A 19,563-nucleotide genomic window follows, 5' to 3' on the forward strand; every position below is an offset into this window, starting at 1 on the left:
CCAACCACTTTTATCATCCAGGTTCTAGCGGACATCATATCAGGTTAAATAAACGCAGATGAATAGGATTTCATCTGCGTTTATCTCCATTCATCGGTACTGAAAAAATATAATTGACAAAAATAACCTGATTCTGTATAAACTCTTTATCTTAATTCGGTCTTCTGACTTCCGGTGACTAATTGCCCGATCGCCTTAAGCGCAATACTGGGAGAAAAAAGTACCGTCGGCGACTCAATCATGTGCAGAACTTCCAAAAATGCTTGACAAACTTTAGCATCTCCGACCAGCACTTTTAACACCAGATCCATGTAATCAATAATCAGCCGCGTGCCCAAATTTGGTTTCGCACCTGTACTTCCCCGATAGCGAGAATCCTGACTGATGGCAAATATCCACGGAATAGTGTGTAATTTTGCTAGTTTTTGTTGAAATTGTCGTGCAAAGCCTGTTAAATCGCCTTCTGGATACCGCTTTCTTTGCTTTTGCAAACATTCATCTAGCATCTGAGCATCTAGTGCAGCAACGGTCATTCCCTGTCCGTATATCGGGTTAAAAGCGCAAACTGCATGACCGATAATTATTAAGTTTTCAGGGTAACGAGGGAGCCGCTCGTAGTGGCGCAAACGGTTTTCTGTACCTCGATAACTATAAACAGGTGTTATCGCTTCTGCGTCTTTAATTGCATCATAAATTGTCGGGGTTGGCAAAGTGCGGGCAAATTCTAGAAAACCTGCTTCGTCTGCGGGCGGATAATCGCGATCGCCCCCGATGAGAATCACCAGCCAGCGATTGCCTTCGATCGGAAAAATTGCACCGCCACGGGTGCGAAATGGCGGTGCGGTTGACACAAATACTGGCGCAGTGTCTGACAATTTACCGCTGCCTTCATAGATGCGGCTGGCATAGCCGACAAAAGCATTGATAGCGGTTTCTTGCGGAGGTTCATAGCCCAAACTTTTCAACCATTGAGGTGTTTTGGAAACTTTGCCGCCAGCATCGACTACTAAATCTGCATACAAATTTTCTGCATGGATGTTACCCGGGTTTTGGCGATCGCGAAAACGCACCGACACGCCAGCAACTTCCGTGCATGAGGCATTCGCCAGCAACCCCGTTACTGTGCCTCCTTCGAGGAAATGCACGTTCGTATTTTCAGCCAACCGGCGGCGAATTTGCCAATCAAGTAAATCCCGACTGAACATAATTAAATCATTTAGATCCGGGCTAAATTGCGGGGCCCAACCCGCCGGACTAAACCACCCGATCGACTTCGGATTTAACCTAGGAGCACCAGCAGCTACCAGTTCGTTTTCCAAGCCGGGAAACAACTCTTCTAGGATGCTTTTCCCCCGATTTAAAAGGATGTGAAGATGACGGGATTGAGGAATACCGGGGCGAGGTGCGGGTTGTTCAGGAAAAAAATCTCGTTCAACAATACTTACTCGGTCGAAGTGTTTTGCTAATACTCTAGAGGCCAACAGTCCTGCTAAACTGCCGCCAATAATAATTGCATGACTTTCTCGCTGCACTATAGAATTCCTTGAAAGCTAATTTGCTATGGCCTTGGTTGATGAATTGTGAACAATTTGTCGGGGCTTCTGTGCCGACTCTTAATATCGATCGACCAAAGATTTTCCTCTGCCCTTATTTTAATCCGACTTACCATTACTACCATCTATCTCGGATGCGCCGCAGCGCACCTGACTCATACCTGAGAACTAACAACTTCACAACTGCCAATTTACATAGCACAAATATTTCTAAAGTGACAGCCGGCCGCAGACATATTTCTAGACTTCCAACTGTAGGGGGATGCTTTAGCTCGTCAATAAGGCGATGCTTGCCATTGGGGGCATGAGTCTAAAACTATACATTGGTTAACTTGCGCCAATGAGCGCGCGCACCCACTCCTTAACGAGGAATATACTATGTATCAAAATTTGCCAATAAATCCACAACTGTATAACATCGGGTTCTGGCTGGCCCAAGTGCCAGTAGAGCAGACTACTACAAACACAGAAGACGCAGCACTCCTCTATTCCGGGCCGCAATTTTTTATCGCCTTGATAGCTGGAGTGGTACTCGCCTGCGCTTTCCAACTATTGCTAACAAATTTATCAGTAGCCGCGGGCCTTTCGTACATGGGACAATCCCACGACGACGACGGCCACCACTCGGATAGCGGCAGCTCCCCAGTCCGCCACATCGGCCGAAAGGTAGGTACTTGGACGCTAGTTACCGTTACCATTGCCCTATTCTTTGCTTGCTTGCTAGCAGTTAAGCTCAGCTTGATTAGCAGTCCCGGTTTAGGTGCGATCGTCGGTTTAGTCGTGTGGGCAACCTATTTCTCAATGCTTGTTTGGGTGAGTTCCACCACCGTCGGTTCCTTGATCGGTTCCGTCGTCAACACCGCCACATCAGGCTTTCAAGCCATTGTCGGCACCGCAGCCTCGGCCATCGGCGCAAAAGCAGCCAGCAACCAAGTCGTCGCCACAGCCAAAGCAGCAGCAGCAGCAGTGGGCCACGAACTGGGTAGCGCGATCGACCCCACAAGCTTGCGGGAAAACGTCGAAGACTACATCCAAAGCCTCAAACCGCCAGAATTAGACATCAAAGGGATGCGTAGCGAGTTTGAAAAATTGCTCAACGATCCCCAACTAAAAACCATTGCAACCGAAAATTTGCCGAATCTCGATCGGCAAACTCTCGTAGATTTAGTAAGTTCGCGATCGGACTTATCAAAACGCGACGTAAACCGGATTGTAGACCAACTTCAAGATGCTTGGAAACAAGTAGGAAAACAAGGGCAGCAATCAGACGGCATCGCCCAATTAGTAGACTATCTCAAATCTGCCAAATCGGGAGATTTGGTCTCAGATAAATTGGCAAGTAGGGTAGAAAAAGTCCTCAGCAATCTGGGCGGTAATCTGGGCGGTCAAAATTCTGGACAAAGCCCGACCATGATGTCCCAAGCAACGACAATGGCAGTCAATGCTTTAATGGGAATAGTATTGGGTCGCACGGATATTTCTGACTTGGATGTTGAAAAAGTAGTGGGTCAGCTCAAAGAAGCTAAAGACAAAGTTACCCAGCAAACTGATAAAATTAACGCTCAAGTCAAAGGCGAACCCGTAACTTACAGCCCAATTCGTGCCGACGTAGAAAACTACCTACTCAACACTTATTCGTGGCAGATGAACCCCCAAGCCATCGAGCGCGAATTTCGGGACGTTCTCTACGATCCTACGGCCGATCCAGGAACTGTGCGCCGCGAATTAGAAAAACTAAAACAGTCTAATTTTGCCGAAATCCTGGCTAGTAGAGGTGTTTTTACCCAAGACAAAATTAAACAAATTTCCCAGGAATTAGAAGCAATTAGACAGCGCGTTTTACAAACCGTAATCTTTGCTGAGGAGCAAGAAAAATCTCGCGATTTGCAGTGGCGACTGGAAACTTATTTGAAACTGACGCCGAAAGAAGAACTGACAGCAGCAGGTATCGGGAGGGATTTCAAAAAAATCTTAGAGGATTCCGACGCTAGTTACGAACAGTTGCGCGATCGGCTTTCTCCTTACACCCGCGACAGTTTTGTGCAAATTCTCCGAGGTCGCGAAAACTTCGGATTCCAGGAAGTAGAACAGATTGTTCAAGAGTTGGAAAGGACGCGAGATGTAGTTTTAGCAGATGCTAAAGGTCTGCAAGAAGCAGCGCAAGCCCGACTAGACAACCAGTGGCAAAGAATACAAGAATACTTGAAGTCTACGGGCAAAGAAGAACTCAATCCCGAAGGCATCAAGCGCGATTTGAAAACGCTGCTGGACAACCCGGAAGCGGGAATGTGGGCGCTGAGAGCTAGAGCTTCTAAGTTCGATCGCCAAACTTTGGTAAAATTGCTATCTCAGCGGAAAGACCTCAGCGAAGACCAAGTAAATCAGCTTCTCGACAGCACCGAAGAAACTTGGCACAGCGCGCTGCATGCGCCACAAAAGTTGGCAGAAAAAGCTAAGGATCAGTACGACAATACCACCACCGCCCTTGCAGATTACCTCCGCAATACTGGCAAATCAGAACTCAATCCTGAAGGGATTCAGCGGGATTTGACAAAACTGCTGGAAAATCCCAAAGAAGGAGCTTTAGCGCTGCGGGGTCGCCTGTCTCAAGTCGATCGCGATACTTTGGTAAAACTGCTTTCTCAGAGACAAGATTTGAGTGAGGAACAAGTCAATCAAATTATCAACCAAGTACAGGAAACCCTTGGCTCGATTGTGAAAGCGCCGCGCCGTTTGGCAAAGCGGATGCAAAGCCAAGTGCAGGATTTTCAGAGTGTTTTACAAGATTATTTGCGTAATACAGGCAAGGATGAATTAAATCCCGACGCCATCAAGCGCGACTTGCAACTGCTGCTGCATGACCCGAAAGTCGGCGCTTACAGTTTGGGCGAGCGTCTGTCGCACATCGATCGAGCTACAGTTGTTTCTCTGCTGTCTCAGCGGCCGGATATTTCTGAAGCAGAAGCCAATCGCATTGTCGATGGAATTTTGTCGGTGCGTGACGAGTTCGCAATGCAAATTCAGAAAATACAAGAGGGTATTCAGTCGGTAATTGACGGGGTTCTCGGAAAAATTCGGGATTACCTCAATTCGCTCGATCGCCCTGAACTCAACTACGAAGGCATTACGCGGGACGTGCGGAAGTTATTTGACGACCCGCAAGCCGGATTTGACGCTTTGCGCGATCGGCTGGGTCATTTCAACCGCGATACTTTAGTAGCACTAATGAGTTCCCGCGAGGACATTTCCGAAGCAGATGCCAACCGCTTGATCGACCAAATTGAAAGAAGCCGCAACAGCGTCTTGCAAAGAGCAGAACGCTTGCAGCAAGAGGCGCAGCTTCGCCTCGAAAGCATCAAACTGCAAGCCGAAAAACAAGCCGAAGAAACCCGGAAAGCAGCAGAAGTTGCCTCTTGGTGGCTGTTTTTCACCGCTCTTTCTTCGGCCGCAGCAGCAGCAGGCGCCGGTGCTTTAGCCGTCATCCGGTAAAAAAGACTCAAGTTGCGATCGGATTGCAAATAGTGCCTGATATGAGTTTCTACTGATATCAGGCACTAATGTTAGTAAAGGATTTGATCGGAAAGTGGGAACGGGGTCGTATTAATTTGTTGGTACTGTTGAATAATGTTATGGGTAAACCCGTCTACCCGTTTGTTGAGGATTGTGCAAACTGTGAATTTATAAATCTTAATTAGCAGTTTTGATTAATTCAAAATAGAAAAGTAAAAAACTTATTTTTGTGATTGTTGTATATTTTATTTTAGGATGTAATAAATGAAAACTCGCCGGATATTCTTAACCTCTGCTATAACAATTTTTGCAGGCGGTTCAAGCTTCTAGGCTGGATAGGCTTTTGGGCTTATTCCCCTACTCCTGCAACGATTGCTATTCAACGACAAAAATTAAAACAGCTATGGGAATGAGAACCTTTTGGCAGGCCCAACTCGCCGCGCCAGTCCGCTCTCTCCTCAATATTTTTAGGTACAATAATAGTGAGGGTTCTCAACCCAGCACGCCTGTTCTACCAACCGCCCACCGGGAGCATCTGAATATTTGTAAAAATATTTGTAAAAATACTTCTTCTGGCTGCTTGCTTCTTCCTCTTTCCTTCTGCCTCCTGCCTTTTGCCTCAAAACTCCAATTTCTTCTAGCTTGGCTGTGAAAAAGTGGGATGCTCCCCCGCCCGCCTCCCTGGCTGCGTCAGTATCAAACGCGAACTGTTTTGAGTTCGATCGCCCGTTTCCTTTGAAGATGCCGATCGTCAGGTTATAACTTGTAGGTCATAGGTTGTGCATAATAGGGAACTAAAGCTGTGAAAATACTACACTGACTGTGGGGGGCAACATACCGGATACCTTGGAAATACCAAGGGCTTTGCTCTCGTCACCCCAGAACAGTCCAAACACGCAGGCCTGCGATCGCCAATGCTAAACAACCTACGTCTCAAACCTCTCCTGGCTAGTTGCCTAGTAGCACCGTGAGGAGGGCGACGCCATGCAACTCCGAAAAAAAACACTATTAATCATCGGTGCAGCGCTGATCAGCCTGATTGTGGTTCTCTATGCCACTGCATCAACTATTTTGCTGCATGATTTTCACAACCTGGAGGCACAGTACGTCCGCCAGGATGTCGCACGGGCTTTGGACGCATTAGATGATGACTTGTCGAATTTAGACACCAGCGCCCAAGATTACGCCGAGTGGGACGATACTTACTCTTTCGTCGAAACACGGAACGAAAATTTTGTCAAGTCAAATTTCGTCGATTCGACATTTATTTACTTGAGACTAAACTTATTGGTGCTGCTGGACTCCAACGGTAAGACGATCTTCAGCAAAGGTTTCGACCTTAAATCCCAAACCGAAATCCCGATTCCCGAAAGCTTAAAACAGCACTTGACCGAGGCGCTGCTCGACTCACCGACAGTCTATGGCGATCGCCCCGCCGCCAAAACAGGCGTCCTCACCCTGCCCGAAGCCACGCTGCTGATTGCTTCAAAGCCGATCTTTAACAGCAACGCCCAAGGCCCGCCGCGCGGGACGCTGATCGTGGGACGCTATCTCGACAGCAGCGAAATCGGTTTGCTTTCAAAACTAACTCACCTGTCAGTAGATTTTAGATTGCCGAGTTTGGATTTTAAAGTCGGAGCCACTAACTACTCCGCGCACGGCGCCAAGGCCATGGCTCCATCGAGGCAGGATTTGGAAAATCTCAAACTCAAAATTTCCCACCTCAAATCAGTAGAAATTTTAGTCGAGCCACTCAGCGACACCTTCGTCGCAGGATACGCCCTGATTCGCGACATCCACGGCAACCTAGCGTTGCTGCTGCGGGTAGAGACAGATCGCATCATCTCCCGCCAAGGTCAGGCTACCTTGGAGCTGTTTACCTTATCAATACTGGCAGTAGGTTTAATATTTAGCGGGATCACCCTGCTGTTGCTAGAAAACTTAGTCTTGGCGAGATTGGCTTCCTTGAGCACCAGCGTCAGCAACATCGCAGCCAACGGCGACCCAAGCTTGAGAGTTCATATGGCCGGAGCAGATGAACTCTCAAGCTTGGCCGACGCCATTAACCGAATGCTAGAAGCATTGGGCAATTCTCAACTCGAACGTAATGAAAGCGAAGACCGCTATCGGTTGATGGCCGAAAACTCAACCGACATGATCACCAGACACGATCCCAAAGGCGTGTTTGTTTACGTCTCCCCAGCCAGCCGGGCTTTGCTGGGATACGAACCTTCGGAACTCATCGGCCGCGTCCCCAACGATTATTTTCACCCCGACGATTTAGAAACCATTGCCAAAGCTCACTGGAAAGTCCTGGCGCTCCCAGTTACTTACACCGTCAGCTACCGCATCCGCCGCAAAGACGGCAAATACATTTGGTTTGAAACCACCGGCCGCACGATCAGCGATCCCCAAACCGGCGAAGTCCAAGAAATTATCGGCATTTCGCGCGACATCAGCGTGCGGAAGCAAACAGAACAAGAACTGCGAGAAAGCGAAGCTGCAATAAAAGCGTTGTACCAAGTGACTTCGGCTCCTCGTACAGACCCGCTCAACCACCTCTCTACCTTTGATTTGCGCCTCCAAGAACTGCTGGCAATGGGATGCCGGCATTTAGGCCTGTCCGTGGGAATTTTGTCCCGCATTCAAGGCGACAACTATCAAATAATGGCTGTTGAGTGTCCCGACAGGTCGATCGTCAAAGAACAAATCTACGATTTGGAAAAAACCTTCTGCGTGGCTACGGCAATGGCAAAAGAACCGATTTACTTTGAATCGGTAAGATTTTCGGGTTTTTCCTTCAACAGCGACGATCGAGCCTTCCCCATCGAAGCTTACATGGGCATTCCCGTCACGGTGGCAGGTGAAGTTTACGGCACTCTGTGCTTCTTTTCTCCGACTCCTGTGACAGAACCGTTCCGAGTTGTAGACAGAGAGTTGGTGAAACTGATGGCTCAGTGGGTGGGAAGCGAACTCGAACGCCAGCAAACCGACGTAGATTTGGCAAAAGCTCGCGATCAAGCACTGGCGGCTACTAGAGCCAAAAGCGAATTTTTAGCCACCATGAGCCACGAAATTCGCACTCCGATGAATGGAGTCATCGGCATGACCGGTTTGCTGCTGGATACCCCCTTAACTCGCGAACAGCGCGATTTTGTAGAAACTATCCGCAGCAGCGGCGATGCCTTGCTGACGCTGATCAACGATATTCTAGATTTCTCCAAAATTGAGTCGGGCAAATTGGACTTGGAGGAACATCCGTTTGACATCCGCACTTGCATTGAGGAATCTCTAGACTTGGTAGCTGCCAAGGCGGCAGAAAAAAAACTGGAAGTGGGTTACTTGATCGATCGTACAGTACCGGCAACGGCGATCGGCGATAGCACCCGCTTGAGGCAAATTTTAATCAACTTGCTCAGTAATGCGGTTAAATTTACCGAAGCTGGAGAAGTGGTGGTTGCGGTGACTGCCAAAAAGATTTCAGTGTCAGCGGCTAACGCTAAAGAACCGCCAGCAATTAATGGCGAACCGGTAGTAATTAACCCAGCATACGAAATACATTTTGCGGTCAAAGATACCGGTATCGGCATTCCGAGCGATCGCATGGATCGGCTATTTAAATCTTTCAGCCAGGTTGATTCTTCAACGAGCAGGCAGTACGGCGGTACCGGATTGGGTTTGGCAATTAGCAAGCGTTTGGCCGAAATGATGGGCGGCAGGATGTGGGTGGAAAGTATGGGTAGTGTCGCGGGCAATCCTCCTGCTGATTTTAGATCGTCGGCAGTTTTTGATTTGGGATGGGCAGAATCTTGCGAAATTGCCGAAAAATACGCCTCTGGCAAATCTGTACTCAGCAACAAGCCGATCGGCCAAAATACGAAATCCGTTGGCTCTACTTTTTATTTCAGTACGATCGTTTCTGCCTGCAACAGTTGCTTACCAGTTAGCTTGAGCAATTCTCAACCTGAATTAGCTGGCAAGCGAGTCTTAATAGTCGATGACAATGCTACCAACCGCCGAATTTTGACTCTCCAAGCTCAGTCTTGGGGAATGGTGGCTAGGGCTTCAGCTTCGGCTCATTTGGCTTTAGATTGGCTGGCTGCTAAAGAGATGTTTGACTTGGCAGTTTTGGATATGCAAATGCCGGAAATGGACGGGTTAGCTTTAGCGGCGCAAATTCGCCGGTATCCTGATTGCGAAAAGTTGCCGTTAGTGATGCTAACTTCGATCGGCAGGCAAGAAATTAACTCTCCTGCTATGGAGATGGATTTTGCTGCTTTTTTGAATAAACCCATCAAACAATCTCAGCTTTACAATGTTTTAATCAATATTTTTGGAGAACAGACAACTGAATTTAAAGGGCAGCGCACTAGCGGGCCTTTCTTGCAAAGCATACCCGTGCTGGCTGAGGACTTACCCCTGCGGATTCTGTTGGCTGACGATCATTTGGTGAATCAGAAGGTGGCTTTGCAAATTTTACAGCGGATGGGGTATCGCGCGGATGTGGCGGGAAACGGTATCGAAGTGCTCGAAGCTTTGCGCCGCCAGCCTTACGATGTGGTGCTGATGGATGTGCAAATGCCGGAAATGGACGGACTGGAAACTACCCGCCGCATCCGCGAGCAATTTTCAGCAGATTTAACTTTAGAAAATCACACGGGAGAATCAGAAATTTCCGTAACAAATGAGCAATCTAATAATCTAGACTCGACCAAAAATCCCACGGAAGGATCGAAAGTTTTCGCAACAGATGAGCAATCTAATAATGGAAAATCCCGAATCCAAAATCCAAAATTGACTGAGGAGGAATCTAACAATCGAAAATCGAAAATCGAAAATCGAAAATCGACGAGACCTTGGATTGTGGCGATGACGGCAAATGCGATGCAGGGCGATCGCGAAGAGTGTATGGCTGCGGGGATGGACGACTATTTGAGCAAGCCGATCGCCATTGACCAGTTGGTGCGAGCTTTGCTCGGGTGTAAATCTCGATCGAACTCCGCATTCGATCATCTGCAGCCGATTGTTTGTTTGGATGCCCCGGCGGAACAGATCGGAGAAACGAGTGAATTAGAAGTGCGATCGAATGTGGCTGTTGCAGGAAATCCACAACTGACAATTCCCAATTCGCCGACAGTCGTCGATTGGGGTGCATCAAATCTCGATCGGGCTTTGTCACAGAGCCACGATTCCCTGAGTGCCAAGATTATAGAGGGACTGCGAGAAGTGGAAGCTTTGGACGAGGCGATCGAGATTTACCTCGAAACAGCTCCTGAACTGCTGCAAGGCATCTCTATGGCCTTGAGCAACGCCGATCCGCTGGCTTTGCGGCGATCGGCTCACTCTTTAAAGTCGATTAGCGGTACTCTCGGTGCTTTTCGCTTGTTTGAGCTGTGCGAGGAACTCGAAATCATGGGCCGCATGGGAACGAATGCTAACCAGCCTTTACCCGATCCGGCCTGCGCGCTTTTAGAACAGGTTGAGGCCGAGTATCAAAGAGTCGAAACGGCGTTAAAAATAGAAATGCAGTCTGTTGATTGTTAGCGGTTAGAGCCTGTCCGATGAATTTCTCATAAATTCAATTCCACTCCGGGTAAGGCTGTCAATCTGAAGCAACATTAGACAATTGAAAGTTATCTCACCCACTCTAAGGAGGGGACTGTTAACTATTAACTTACTTTTTAGTTACCAAAACCCAATCGTCCGCTGTTTTGACAACCTCAGCATTCTGTAAACCTAAATGTTTTAAAACAGGTTTTTCTAACAGAAAATAAGGTTGAGGAAGAGTTTGCCATTTCTGTTTGAGCGTCGGCGCGTCGGCGACAATAACTTGGCGTTGACTGTAAAAATTCAGCGATGGACGGCTCAAGCGGTGAGAAGTAAACACTTGTTGACCGGCCGGACTTCCTGTGCGGACAATTTGGGCGATCGGCTTAACGGGATAATCCTCCGCCAGTTCCCAAACCCAGTTATCTGAAGCCACCAATACCAGCAGCGTCAGGTAAGTTCCCCAAATTAAAACTAATATAAACTGCCGGTCTTTGCGGTGCAGCAACACTGCCGCCATTGTCATTGTCAAACCTACAACCATCAGCATTAACTGCAAATCACGCTCGGGAGGCATAATTTGTCCCCCGAGCCGTACCCAGCCACTGAAGTACACGCAACCGACGACAGCAACTACACCCAGCATTGCCAAAATCGCGGGATGAGGCAACAAAGAAATAGCATCAAAACGTTCTTCTGCTTCCTCTTTGACCGGCTCTGGCGGCAGCCACAGTTGCTCCCAAACTTCAGCGATATAACTGCCAACGGCAAGAGCAAAAGCTGGATAAATTGGCATAACATACCACGGCAATTTAGTAGTCATCACAGAAATAGCCAGCAGATATACTCCAGTCCAAACCAATACTAATTTTGGCCCGGGAAAACTGCGATTTTCCCAACTCAGACGCAGCCCTTGCAGCCAAAATAACTGCCAGGGCCAAGCTAATTTTAAAATTTCTAAAAGATAATACCAAGGCGGGCCTCTGTGACTGCTCACAGGTTCCGAAATGCGCCGGAAAGATTCGTTAACTAAATTAGTGTGGATGAAATATTGGCCGTAGTGCAGCCATTGGGCAACATACCAAGCAGCTACTGGCAATGTTCCGATCGCCAATCCGCCCCAAAGATACCCAGAAGTGAGGAGTCGCGGGGTATCCCAAACCAAAAAAATACAGCCGATAGCACCCAGCAGCAGCCCCAACATGACGCCCTTAGTGAGGCAAATGAGTCCGAACCCAATCCCCGCGCCCAAAGCGTAGCGCAAGTCGCGGCGCGATCGTAGCAAACACCACATCGCCCCCAGCAAAAAACACAAAACCGCCCCATCCAACATCGCCAAACGTCCATGCCGCACCACCGGTAACAGCGTCAGATAAACGAGGGCAGAAAAAATCGAGATCGAACGCTGCGGAAACAACTCCCTGCCAATGGCGTAAAGCAAGGGCACTGAAGTGGCTGTCAGCATCGCCGGTACCAACCTCGCCGTCAATTCGCTGACACCGCCTGCTGCAAAACACAGCCCGATTAGCCAGTGTACTAGCGGCGGTTTGTTGACATAAGGCATTGAGTCGATCGTCGGATACAGCCAATTTAAGTTGCCGCGCCAAATTTCGCGGCTTACCTGCGCTGCAATGCCTTCATCCCAATCCCGCAAAGCCACGCCACCCAGATTCAGCCCGAAAATCAGCACTGCAGCCAACAGAAAAGCCAGCATCCACACTTTGTCTGTAAAGCTGTCATTCCAGCGATTTTTCGGTTTGCGGCCCAGGAATGGAAAGATTTCTGACATAAGTTAAGAGAGTTTTGAGCGTCCCAAACTGAAGGTAAACTTAGAAAGCAGTTATTTGCGACTAGGAAAATACCATGAACTTGCCTGTAATTATAGATATTATCATTGGCTTAGTCTTTATCTACCTGACTTTAAGCTTGCTAGCTTCGGAAATTCAGGAACTGATTGCTACTGTTTTGCAGTGGCGGGCGGAACATTTAAAGAAGTCGATCGAAGTGCTGATTTCTGGCGGCAGCGAAGGCGCGAAAGATCCCCTGCAATTTAAGCGAGTCGGACAATTGGCCAATTCGATTTACACCAATCCCATGATCAAGGATTTGAATCAGGGCGCGAAAGGGCTTTTATCAGAGGGATTCCGTTCTGTTACGCACCGCATGGGGGATTTTTACCACGGAGTTACGGGTACTAAAAATGTTTTCGGCAATAAATCGAGTGGGCCTTCTTATATTCCAGCCGAGTGTTTTTCGGCTAGCCTTTTGGAGACTTTAAAGGTTTCTAGTTTGCTCAGCTCTATCTCTAAAACCCGATTGGAAAGATTTAAAAATTTACAATTAGCACAAATTCAACAGATTGGACAAAATCTGAGTTTGCCGGATGCTACTAAACCGATTATTGAGCAAGAATTTAGGTGGCTGACTGCGGAGTTCAATCGAGTGGTTGAAGATTATCAAAACAATTTAGCAAGTTTGAACAACAGCTTAGATCGGATGTCGGAAAAGTTAGGATTTTATATTAATGATTCTCAGGTTTATCTACCAGAAACCGAGCTAGCAGGGAGAGAATTTCAGAGGCATATGGCATTTGTAAAGGCTCGTTTTGACAGCAAAATTGAGCGGGTGGCGCTGCTGGGGCAACTGCAACCGAGTTTCAGCAATCTGTTAAATACTGTTAAAAAAAGTCAAGATACGGTAGCAGAAATTATGGATATCAAAGAGGAGAGTCCAATTTATCAACAAATTCAAGAAACCTTGGACAGTATGCCAGAATCTTTGAAACGCAGCCTTTATATTTTAGCGCAGCGCGCTGAAAAAGGCGGCGGAGATACTCAAGAGCAGTTGCAGCGGTTTCAGCAAGAAATTGAAATTTGGTTTGACCAATCGATGCAGCGTGCTTCTGGGGTTTACAAGCGGAATGCCCGAGGGGTGGCTATATTGCTCGGAACTGCGATTGCTGTCGCTGCTAATGCTGATACCATTAATATTATTGATCGGCTGTCGAAGGATTCGATGCTGCGATCGAATGTTAACTTGTATGCTCAGCAGTTGGTGGCAAACAATGCTAAGACTAAATCAAATAATTTAAGCAGTCTGACACAAGTTCAAAAGGATGTCGATCGAGCTTTGGATCAGGTAGCTCTGCCTTTTGGATGGAGCCAACAGAACAGCTTAGATCGAGATAAGCAGGGGAATTTATTGTGGCCAGCGTTGATGGCAAAATTGTTTGGTTGGATATTGAGCGGCCTAGCTATTTCTATGGGGGCTGCTTTTTGGTTTGAGGCGCTCAACAAGATTATTAATATTCGCAATGCAGGGAAAAAACCGCCATCTTCCACAGAATCTTGAGCGGTGCAGTTGCGAGGCCAATCAGCTAACTGTCATACCCTTTTAGATTTTAGATAGGGGAATGAGTGCAGACTATCGAGGTTGGAAGCACCGGCTTACAGTTGGATGTTTTTTTGAAAGTGGTATCACGGATAGGATATCGGATCGATAGGTAATTGCGCGTTTGCCGGAAGTCAGGGAAAACACGCAGAATGTAAATTCCGTGCGATCGCGGATGGCAGTGCGGCAGAAATAGGGGAAACTGATAGATAGGTTAAATAAGAATGAGCGAAATAAACAAGGTAGCTGGCAGCTTCTGGCGGTCAGAGTCCAGCGGTTCATCTAGCGCTCAACTCACTTTTGGAGGACGGAATATGTTCACTTCTTTAAGGGAAACGACTCCCGCCTCAGAATACGCACATCCCCCATCCAAAAGCTTTGTATTCAAGGACTCCAGCATTAATAACGGTGGATATTGTGTTTCCGGAATTTTGGCTGTGGAATCTGACTGCATCAAGAAAATTACCTCGGCACTTCAAAAATATGCCTCTATCCTTAGAGAGATTGACAAAGTTCGCACAACTTTCAGCGACAGCTCGGGTCAACTGCAATTAGGCTCGGTTATCTTCACTTCAGATGACCTAGAACCATACAAAAGTCAATTGCCAAAAGCGCATAGTTCTCTGACTCTAAACAGCGGACTTGGTTTGTGTTATGCCGATCGAGATAGTGATACACTCAGCAACGGCGGTGGGCGCGATCGACTGTTTGCTAATTAAGGAGAGTGATTTAATGGAGGGTGTGGAACGTACCGAGGGCGACTGGATCCGAATGCAATTGTAATTAGAGACGCAGGCGCGATCGAAATCAACGATTTGATCTGACTCAATCTGCAATCATATCAATTCTCGCTGAATAATTTGAATCACGTTTGTAGTGAGGAGGGCAGTTTTCACTGTGTCGGTTTAATATTATACCGTTTTGACTGGTAGTAAATGCGACCCAATCTCCTCGTAATAAGTATTTGGGTGTATCGCAAACCTAGCAACTTTAAAGCATATAGAATTATTCAAAATCTACATAATTCAGTTTTACCTTGGATGAAATACAGCTAGGTAAATTGTAGTGCCTTGTGCCTATAAGTAACAGATCACACTCAAAGAAAAACTACTAAATATAATTAAGAGAAGTTATTCGGGGGGAAATTACCTCCACCATTTCCGACTACCTAAAATCAGGCTACTGTTAGCAAAATAAGGTCGCACAAATTGGATGGTACAACCTAGATTTATTTATTTGAATAGGCGCGATAAATGTTGTAATATATTCCCAGCGGTAGAAGTTTAATTTTCCAAGGTAGTCAAGAGACAACAGGCAAATGCCGATCCAAATAAATCCCTAAAAATTAAAAACAAGAACACTATGTCTCAATTTAGTGTTAAGATATAATCAAATAAGTCTGATGAGGTTACTCTAGGGTGTATCTACTAATAATGCCCTTAATGGAGTCTCCAATATGAGTTCTACGTTCGCTCAAGTTAACTCACAATCTTCTCTTGAAAACCGGCCACTGCGCTCCTTAGTCTTCATTGACTCCGGCGTGGAAGATTACGAGTCAATTACAGCGGGAGTGCTGCCGGGACAGCAGGTAGTAATACTCGATCGCACCAAAAACGGCATCGAACAAATTACCTCCGAAATTGAAAAATACGCCTCTACTAACGGGGGGATAGACTCGGTTCACATTATTTCTCACGGCAGTTCAGGCAGCCTACAATTAGGCAATACCGCTCTGGGTTCCGATAATATAGAGCAATACAAAAGCCAGTTGGAAGAGTGGCAAAGTTCACTAGCCCCACAAGCAGACATCATGCTGTACGGCTGCGATGTAGCAGGCGGTACAGGTGCTAATTTCGTCGATCGATTCAGTGAATTAACCGGGGCTGACGTTGCGGCATCCACCAACACAACCGGCAGCGGCGGCGACTGGAATTTAGAATTTGCTAGGGGCCAAATTGAATCTCCCTTAGCCTTGCAGCCAGAGGCTATGGCTAGTTACCAAGGTGATTTAGCTACGATCGTAGTAGCCAACAATAGCGATAGCGGGCCCGGTTCATTAAGGGCTGCGATCGCCACCGCTGTTGCCGGCGATATCATTACCTTCGCTCCAGGTTTAGCCAGCCAAACCATTACTCTAACCAGCGGTCAACTCGATATTCCCGTTGGCAAAAACATTACCATTGACGGCGCCGCCGCACCCGGTTTAACCATCAGTGGCAACAACGCATCCCGCGCCTTTTTTGTCAATGCCAACGTTGCAACTGCTACCAATTTTGTTGTCAAAAACCTGATTATTACTAACGGCAAAACGGCTGATAATGGGGGTGCGATCGGTACAACGGACGAAGTAACGATGACCGTAGAAAACGTTCAGTTTACCAACAACGTTGCCGATCGTGGCGGCGGTGCAATCTTCAGCGGCTGGAACAACAGCCTGACCGTTACCGATAGTAAATTCACCGGAAATAAAGCCACCGCCACCAACGACGAACGCGGTGCTGGCGGTATTGCTTTTGTCAGCAATAAAAACCTGACCGTCCGCAATAGCGACTTCACCAACAACTTAGGAATTAACGGCGGGGCAATTAATAGCCTAAACGGCAAACTAACAGTTGACAACTCGCGATTCATCGGCAACGACACCACCGCAGCCGTTTTCGCCCCAAACGATCCCAACGGCAATTCTTTTTTAAGGGGTTTCGGCGGCGCAATTTACACCGATAGAGCCAGTTCTACTGACGAGCCTTCCGGCACAATTAGCATTACTAAAAGCGTATTTCAAGGCAACAAAGGCCGGGGCGAAGGCGGAGCAGCTTACCTGTACACAGGCACTCAAGACAGCGTAACTGTTGCAGATAGCACTTTCCAAAACAACGAAATTCTGCCGCTTCCCGGCGGCAACGACGGAATTGGCGGGGGTTTGGTGCAAGCGAACAACGGCGCCAACCGGGGATTTACCATCTCGAATACCACATTTGCTGGCAATAAAGCCCCCGGTCAAGGCGGTGGCATTTGGGTCAAAGATGCGACTACTACGATTACTAACAGCACCTTTTCTGGCAACCAGGTTACTACTACTGCTGCTGATGGCTATGGCAATGTCGGCGGCGGCATCCTTGTGGACAATGCGCCAACGACGATCGTCAATAGCACGATTGCCGACAATTACGCCGGCTGGGTTGGCGGAGGTATTTCGGCAAACAACGCGACTGTCAGCGTCAAAAACACCATTTTTTCTAACAACACATCCGGCAATCCGTTTGGCATTCAGCAACACACAAACCAAGAATTAACCGACCAAGGAGGTAATTTTCAGTGGCCGATCAGAAAAACCACTAACTTCAACGATTACAATGCGACGGCAAGTATTACGATCGCAGACCCCTTACTTGGCCCTTTGCAAAACCTCAACGGAGCTTTAGTCAGGCCGCTGCTGATAGGAAGTCCGGCAATTGATAAAGGGATTGCCACCGGCGCACCCGCTACGGATCAGCGCGGCGTGACTCGCCCTCAAGATGGGGACACCATTCCAGGCGCGATCGTGGACAGCGGCTCTTTTGAATTGGGAGGTAGTGTCGTCCCGGTGCCAACTCCGACGCCCGCGCCAACTCCAACTCCGGCGCCAACTCCAACTCCGACACCGACTCCGGCGCCAACTCCGACGCCCGAACCCACTCCAACTCCGACACCGACTCCGGCGCCAACTCCGACGCCCGAACCCACTCCAACTCCCACACCGACTCCGGCGCCAACTCCGACGCCCGAACCCACTCCAACTCCCACACCGACGCCGGCGCCAACTCCGACGCCCGAGCCAACTCCTACTCCCACACCGACTCCGGCGCCAACTCCGACGCCCGAACCCACTCCTACTCCCACACCGACTCCGGCGCCAACTCCAACTGAGACTCCCACACCAACTCCGCCGACGCCGACTCCTACTCCCACACCGACTCCGGCGCCAATTCCAACTGAGACTCCCACACCAACTCCGCCGACGCCGACTCCAACTCCCACACCGACTCCGGAGCCAACTCCGACGCCCGCGCCGACTCCAACTCCCACACCCGAACCCACTCCGACACCCACACCCGAACCCACTCCAACTCCTACACCCGAACCCACTCCGTCGCCAACACCAACTCCCGCACCCACACCAACTCCGGCCGTAGATGATTGCCTACTCGATAGCCTCAACGCCCCGCAACTAGATCCTGCCACCATCACCCCCAACCCCGTCCAACAAACTGTCAACGGCGGCGAAGGTAACGATTTCATCATCGGCGGTGGCATCAACGAGTCAATTAACGGACAAGCCGGCAACGATACTCTCTACGGCATGGGCGAGAATGACAACATCCAAGGCGGTGCAGATAACGACTCAATCTTCGGCAATGGAGGCAGCGATTTCATCTCTGGCGGTGCTGGCAACGATACCATCTACGCTGGCAAAGATCCTGACACTGTAGTAGATGCCGAGGGCGACGACTTGTTGAGGGGAGATGTCGGCAATGATACAGTTGCCGGCGGCGTTGGTAACGACAGCATTTTCGGCGGTAAAGATGACGATATCTTGCTGGGTGAAGATGGGGACGACTACATTTTAGGCAACTTAGGAAATGACACAATTAATGGCGGAAACGGCAACGATATTGCCTTTGCCAATGAAGGTGCAGACCTGATTTTTGGAGACTTGGGAAATGACAGCCTGTACGGCGGCAAAGAAAACGACAGTCTCGATGGCGGTGAGGGCAACGACTTGCTCTTCGGTGGCAATGAAAACGATGTGCTCTGTGGCGACATCGGTAACGATACCCTCTACGGTGGCAAAGGTAATGATATTCTCAGCGGCGGTGCTGGGGACGATTTCCTTTCCGGAGATGTTGGCGACGATACTTTGACTGGTGGTTCGGGAAATGATGTGTTTTTCCTAAGTCAAAGTTTGGGTAGCGACATCATTAATGATTTCCGCAAGGGAGAGGATTTAATTGGGTTGAATTCTGGTTTGAGTTTCAATCAACTCAGTATTACTTCCAGCAACAATCAAACTTTGATTACTGTGACGGACACCAATCAATTGTTGGCGAAGCTTAACGGTATTACCCCCGGTATTCTCACCGCTAGCGATTTCACTCAGATAACAATCTAACTGCCTCGGGTAGGGTGCGCCATAAGCAGCCCGACCCCTCAGGAGTGGTGAAGAAAGCTCTCAAACTCCTGAAATGTGGTGGATGACGTTAGCGCAGCCCTCCCCTACGGGGGCTACGCCAACGAAGAGGAGCGCTCGATCCGATTGTTTTCAACCGCGATCGGTAATAAATCTTGTTTATTGCCGATCGCCCACACCTAGAATGAGGCAACTCCGTCTATTGCACTCCTGAGCTGGCTAGCCATAAACAGCGGCCGAATAAAGCAAGCTTTCTCAACCACTAAAATTCAGATTTTTGGGAACTTTTTGCCAGTTATTAAAAAAATTAAATTAATCAATTTTTTAGGCAATTTTCCTGGTTTTCTCTAATGTGAATGTATCAGGTACTAGCTAGAGCAATTGTCAGAAATTGGG

General features: G+C 48.2%; 8 protein-coding genes. 6 read left to right on the plus strand and 2 right to left on the minus strand.

Going from position 1 to position 19,563, the window contains the following annotated elements:
* Nucleotides 1–146: 146 nt before the first annotated feature.
* Nucleotides 147–1,532: a 2-polyprenyl-6-methoxyphenol hydroxylase-like oxidoreductase gene (locus tag QUA62_RS14995; RefSeq protein ID WP_333405046.1), complete on the minus strand. Its 1,386-nt coding sequence runs from the start codon at nucleotides 1,530–1,532 to the stop codon at nucleotides 147–149.
* Nucleotides 1,533–1,931: 399 nt separating this feature from the next.
* Here QUA62_RS14995 and QUA62_RS15000 point away from each other — a divergent pair, with 399 nt between their 5' ends.
* Together QUA62_RS15000 and QUA62_RS15005 are read left to right on the plus strand one after the other, a co-directional pair.
* Nucleotides 1,932–5,042: an MFS transporter gene (locus QUA62_RS15000; RefSeq protein WP_333405048.1), complete on the plus strand. Its 3,111-nt coding sequence runs from the start codon at nucleotides 1,932–1,934 to the stop codon at nucleotides 5,040–5,042.
* Between the two features lie 1,005 nt (nucleotides 5,043–6,047).
* The gene (locus QUA62_RS15005) at nucleotides 6,048–10,607 is read left to right on the plus strand and encodes a response regulator (RefSeq protein ID WP_333405050.1); all 4,560 of its coding nucleotides are present in this window, start codon (nucleotides 6,048–6,050) and stop codon (nucleotides 10,605–10,607) included.
* Nucleotides 10,608–10,737: 130 nt separating this feature from the next.
* Here QUA62_RS15005 and QUA62_RS15010 read toward each other — a convergent pair whose 3' ends face one another.
* A complete protein-coding gene (locus QUA62_RS15010; RefSeq protein ID WP_333405052.1) occupies nucleotides 10,738–12,399 on the minus strand; it encodes a glycosyltransferase family 39 protein in 1,662 nt (553 codons plus the stop codon).
* A 74-nt stretch (nucleotides 12,400–12,473) separates the two neighbouring features.
* Between QUA62_RS15010 and QUA62_RS15015 the strand changes: the two genes are divergently transcribed.
* The 4 genes from QUA62_RS15015 (at nucleotide 12,474) to QUA62_RS15030 (ending at nucleotide 19,350) form a co-directional block, all read left to right on the plus strand.
* Nucleotides 12,474–13,961 carry a hypothetical protein gene (locus tag QUA62_RS15015; RefSeq protein WP_333405054.1) on the plus strand — a complete coding sequence of 496 codons (1,488 nt, stop codon included), beginning with the start codon at nucleotides 12,474–12,476 and terminating at the stop codon, nucleotides 13,959–13,961.
* Between the two features lie 263 nt (nucleotides 13,962–14,224).
* Nucleotides 14,225–14,719: a hypothetical protein gene (locus QUA62_RS15020; protein WP_333405056.1), complete on the plus strand. Its 495-nt coding sequence runs from the start codon at nucleotides 14,225–14,227 to the stop codon at nucleotides 14,717–14,719.
* A 737-nt stretch (nucleotides 14,720–15,456) separates the two neighbouring features.
* Complete coding sequence (locus QUA62_RS15025) at nucleotides 15,457–19,149, plus strand: DUF4347 domain-containing protein (protein ID WP_333405057.1); 3,693 nt, start codon at nucleotides 15,457–15,459, stop codon at nucleotides 19,147–19,149.
* 78 nt (nucleotides 19,150–19,227) lie between these two features.
* Nucleotides 19,228–19,350 carry a hypothetical protein gene (locus tag QUA62_RS15030; RefSeq protein WP_333405058.1) on the plus strand — a complete coding sequence of 41 codons (123 nt, stop codon included), beginning with the start codon at nucleotides 19,228–19,230 and terminating at the stop codon, nucleotides 19,348–19,350.
* The last annotated feature ends 213 nt before the right edge of the window (nucleotides 19,351–19,563 follow it).

It is taken from the genome of Microcoleus sp. MON1_C1 (genome assembly GCF_036701945.1).
Classification (GTDB): domain Bacteria; phylum Cyanobacteriota; class Cyanobacteriia; order Cyanobacteriales; family Microcoleaceae; genus Microcoleus.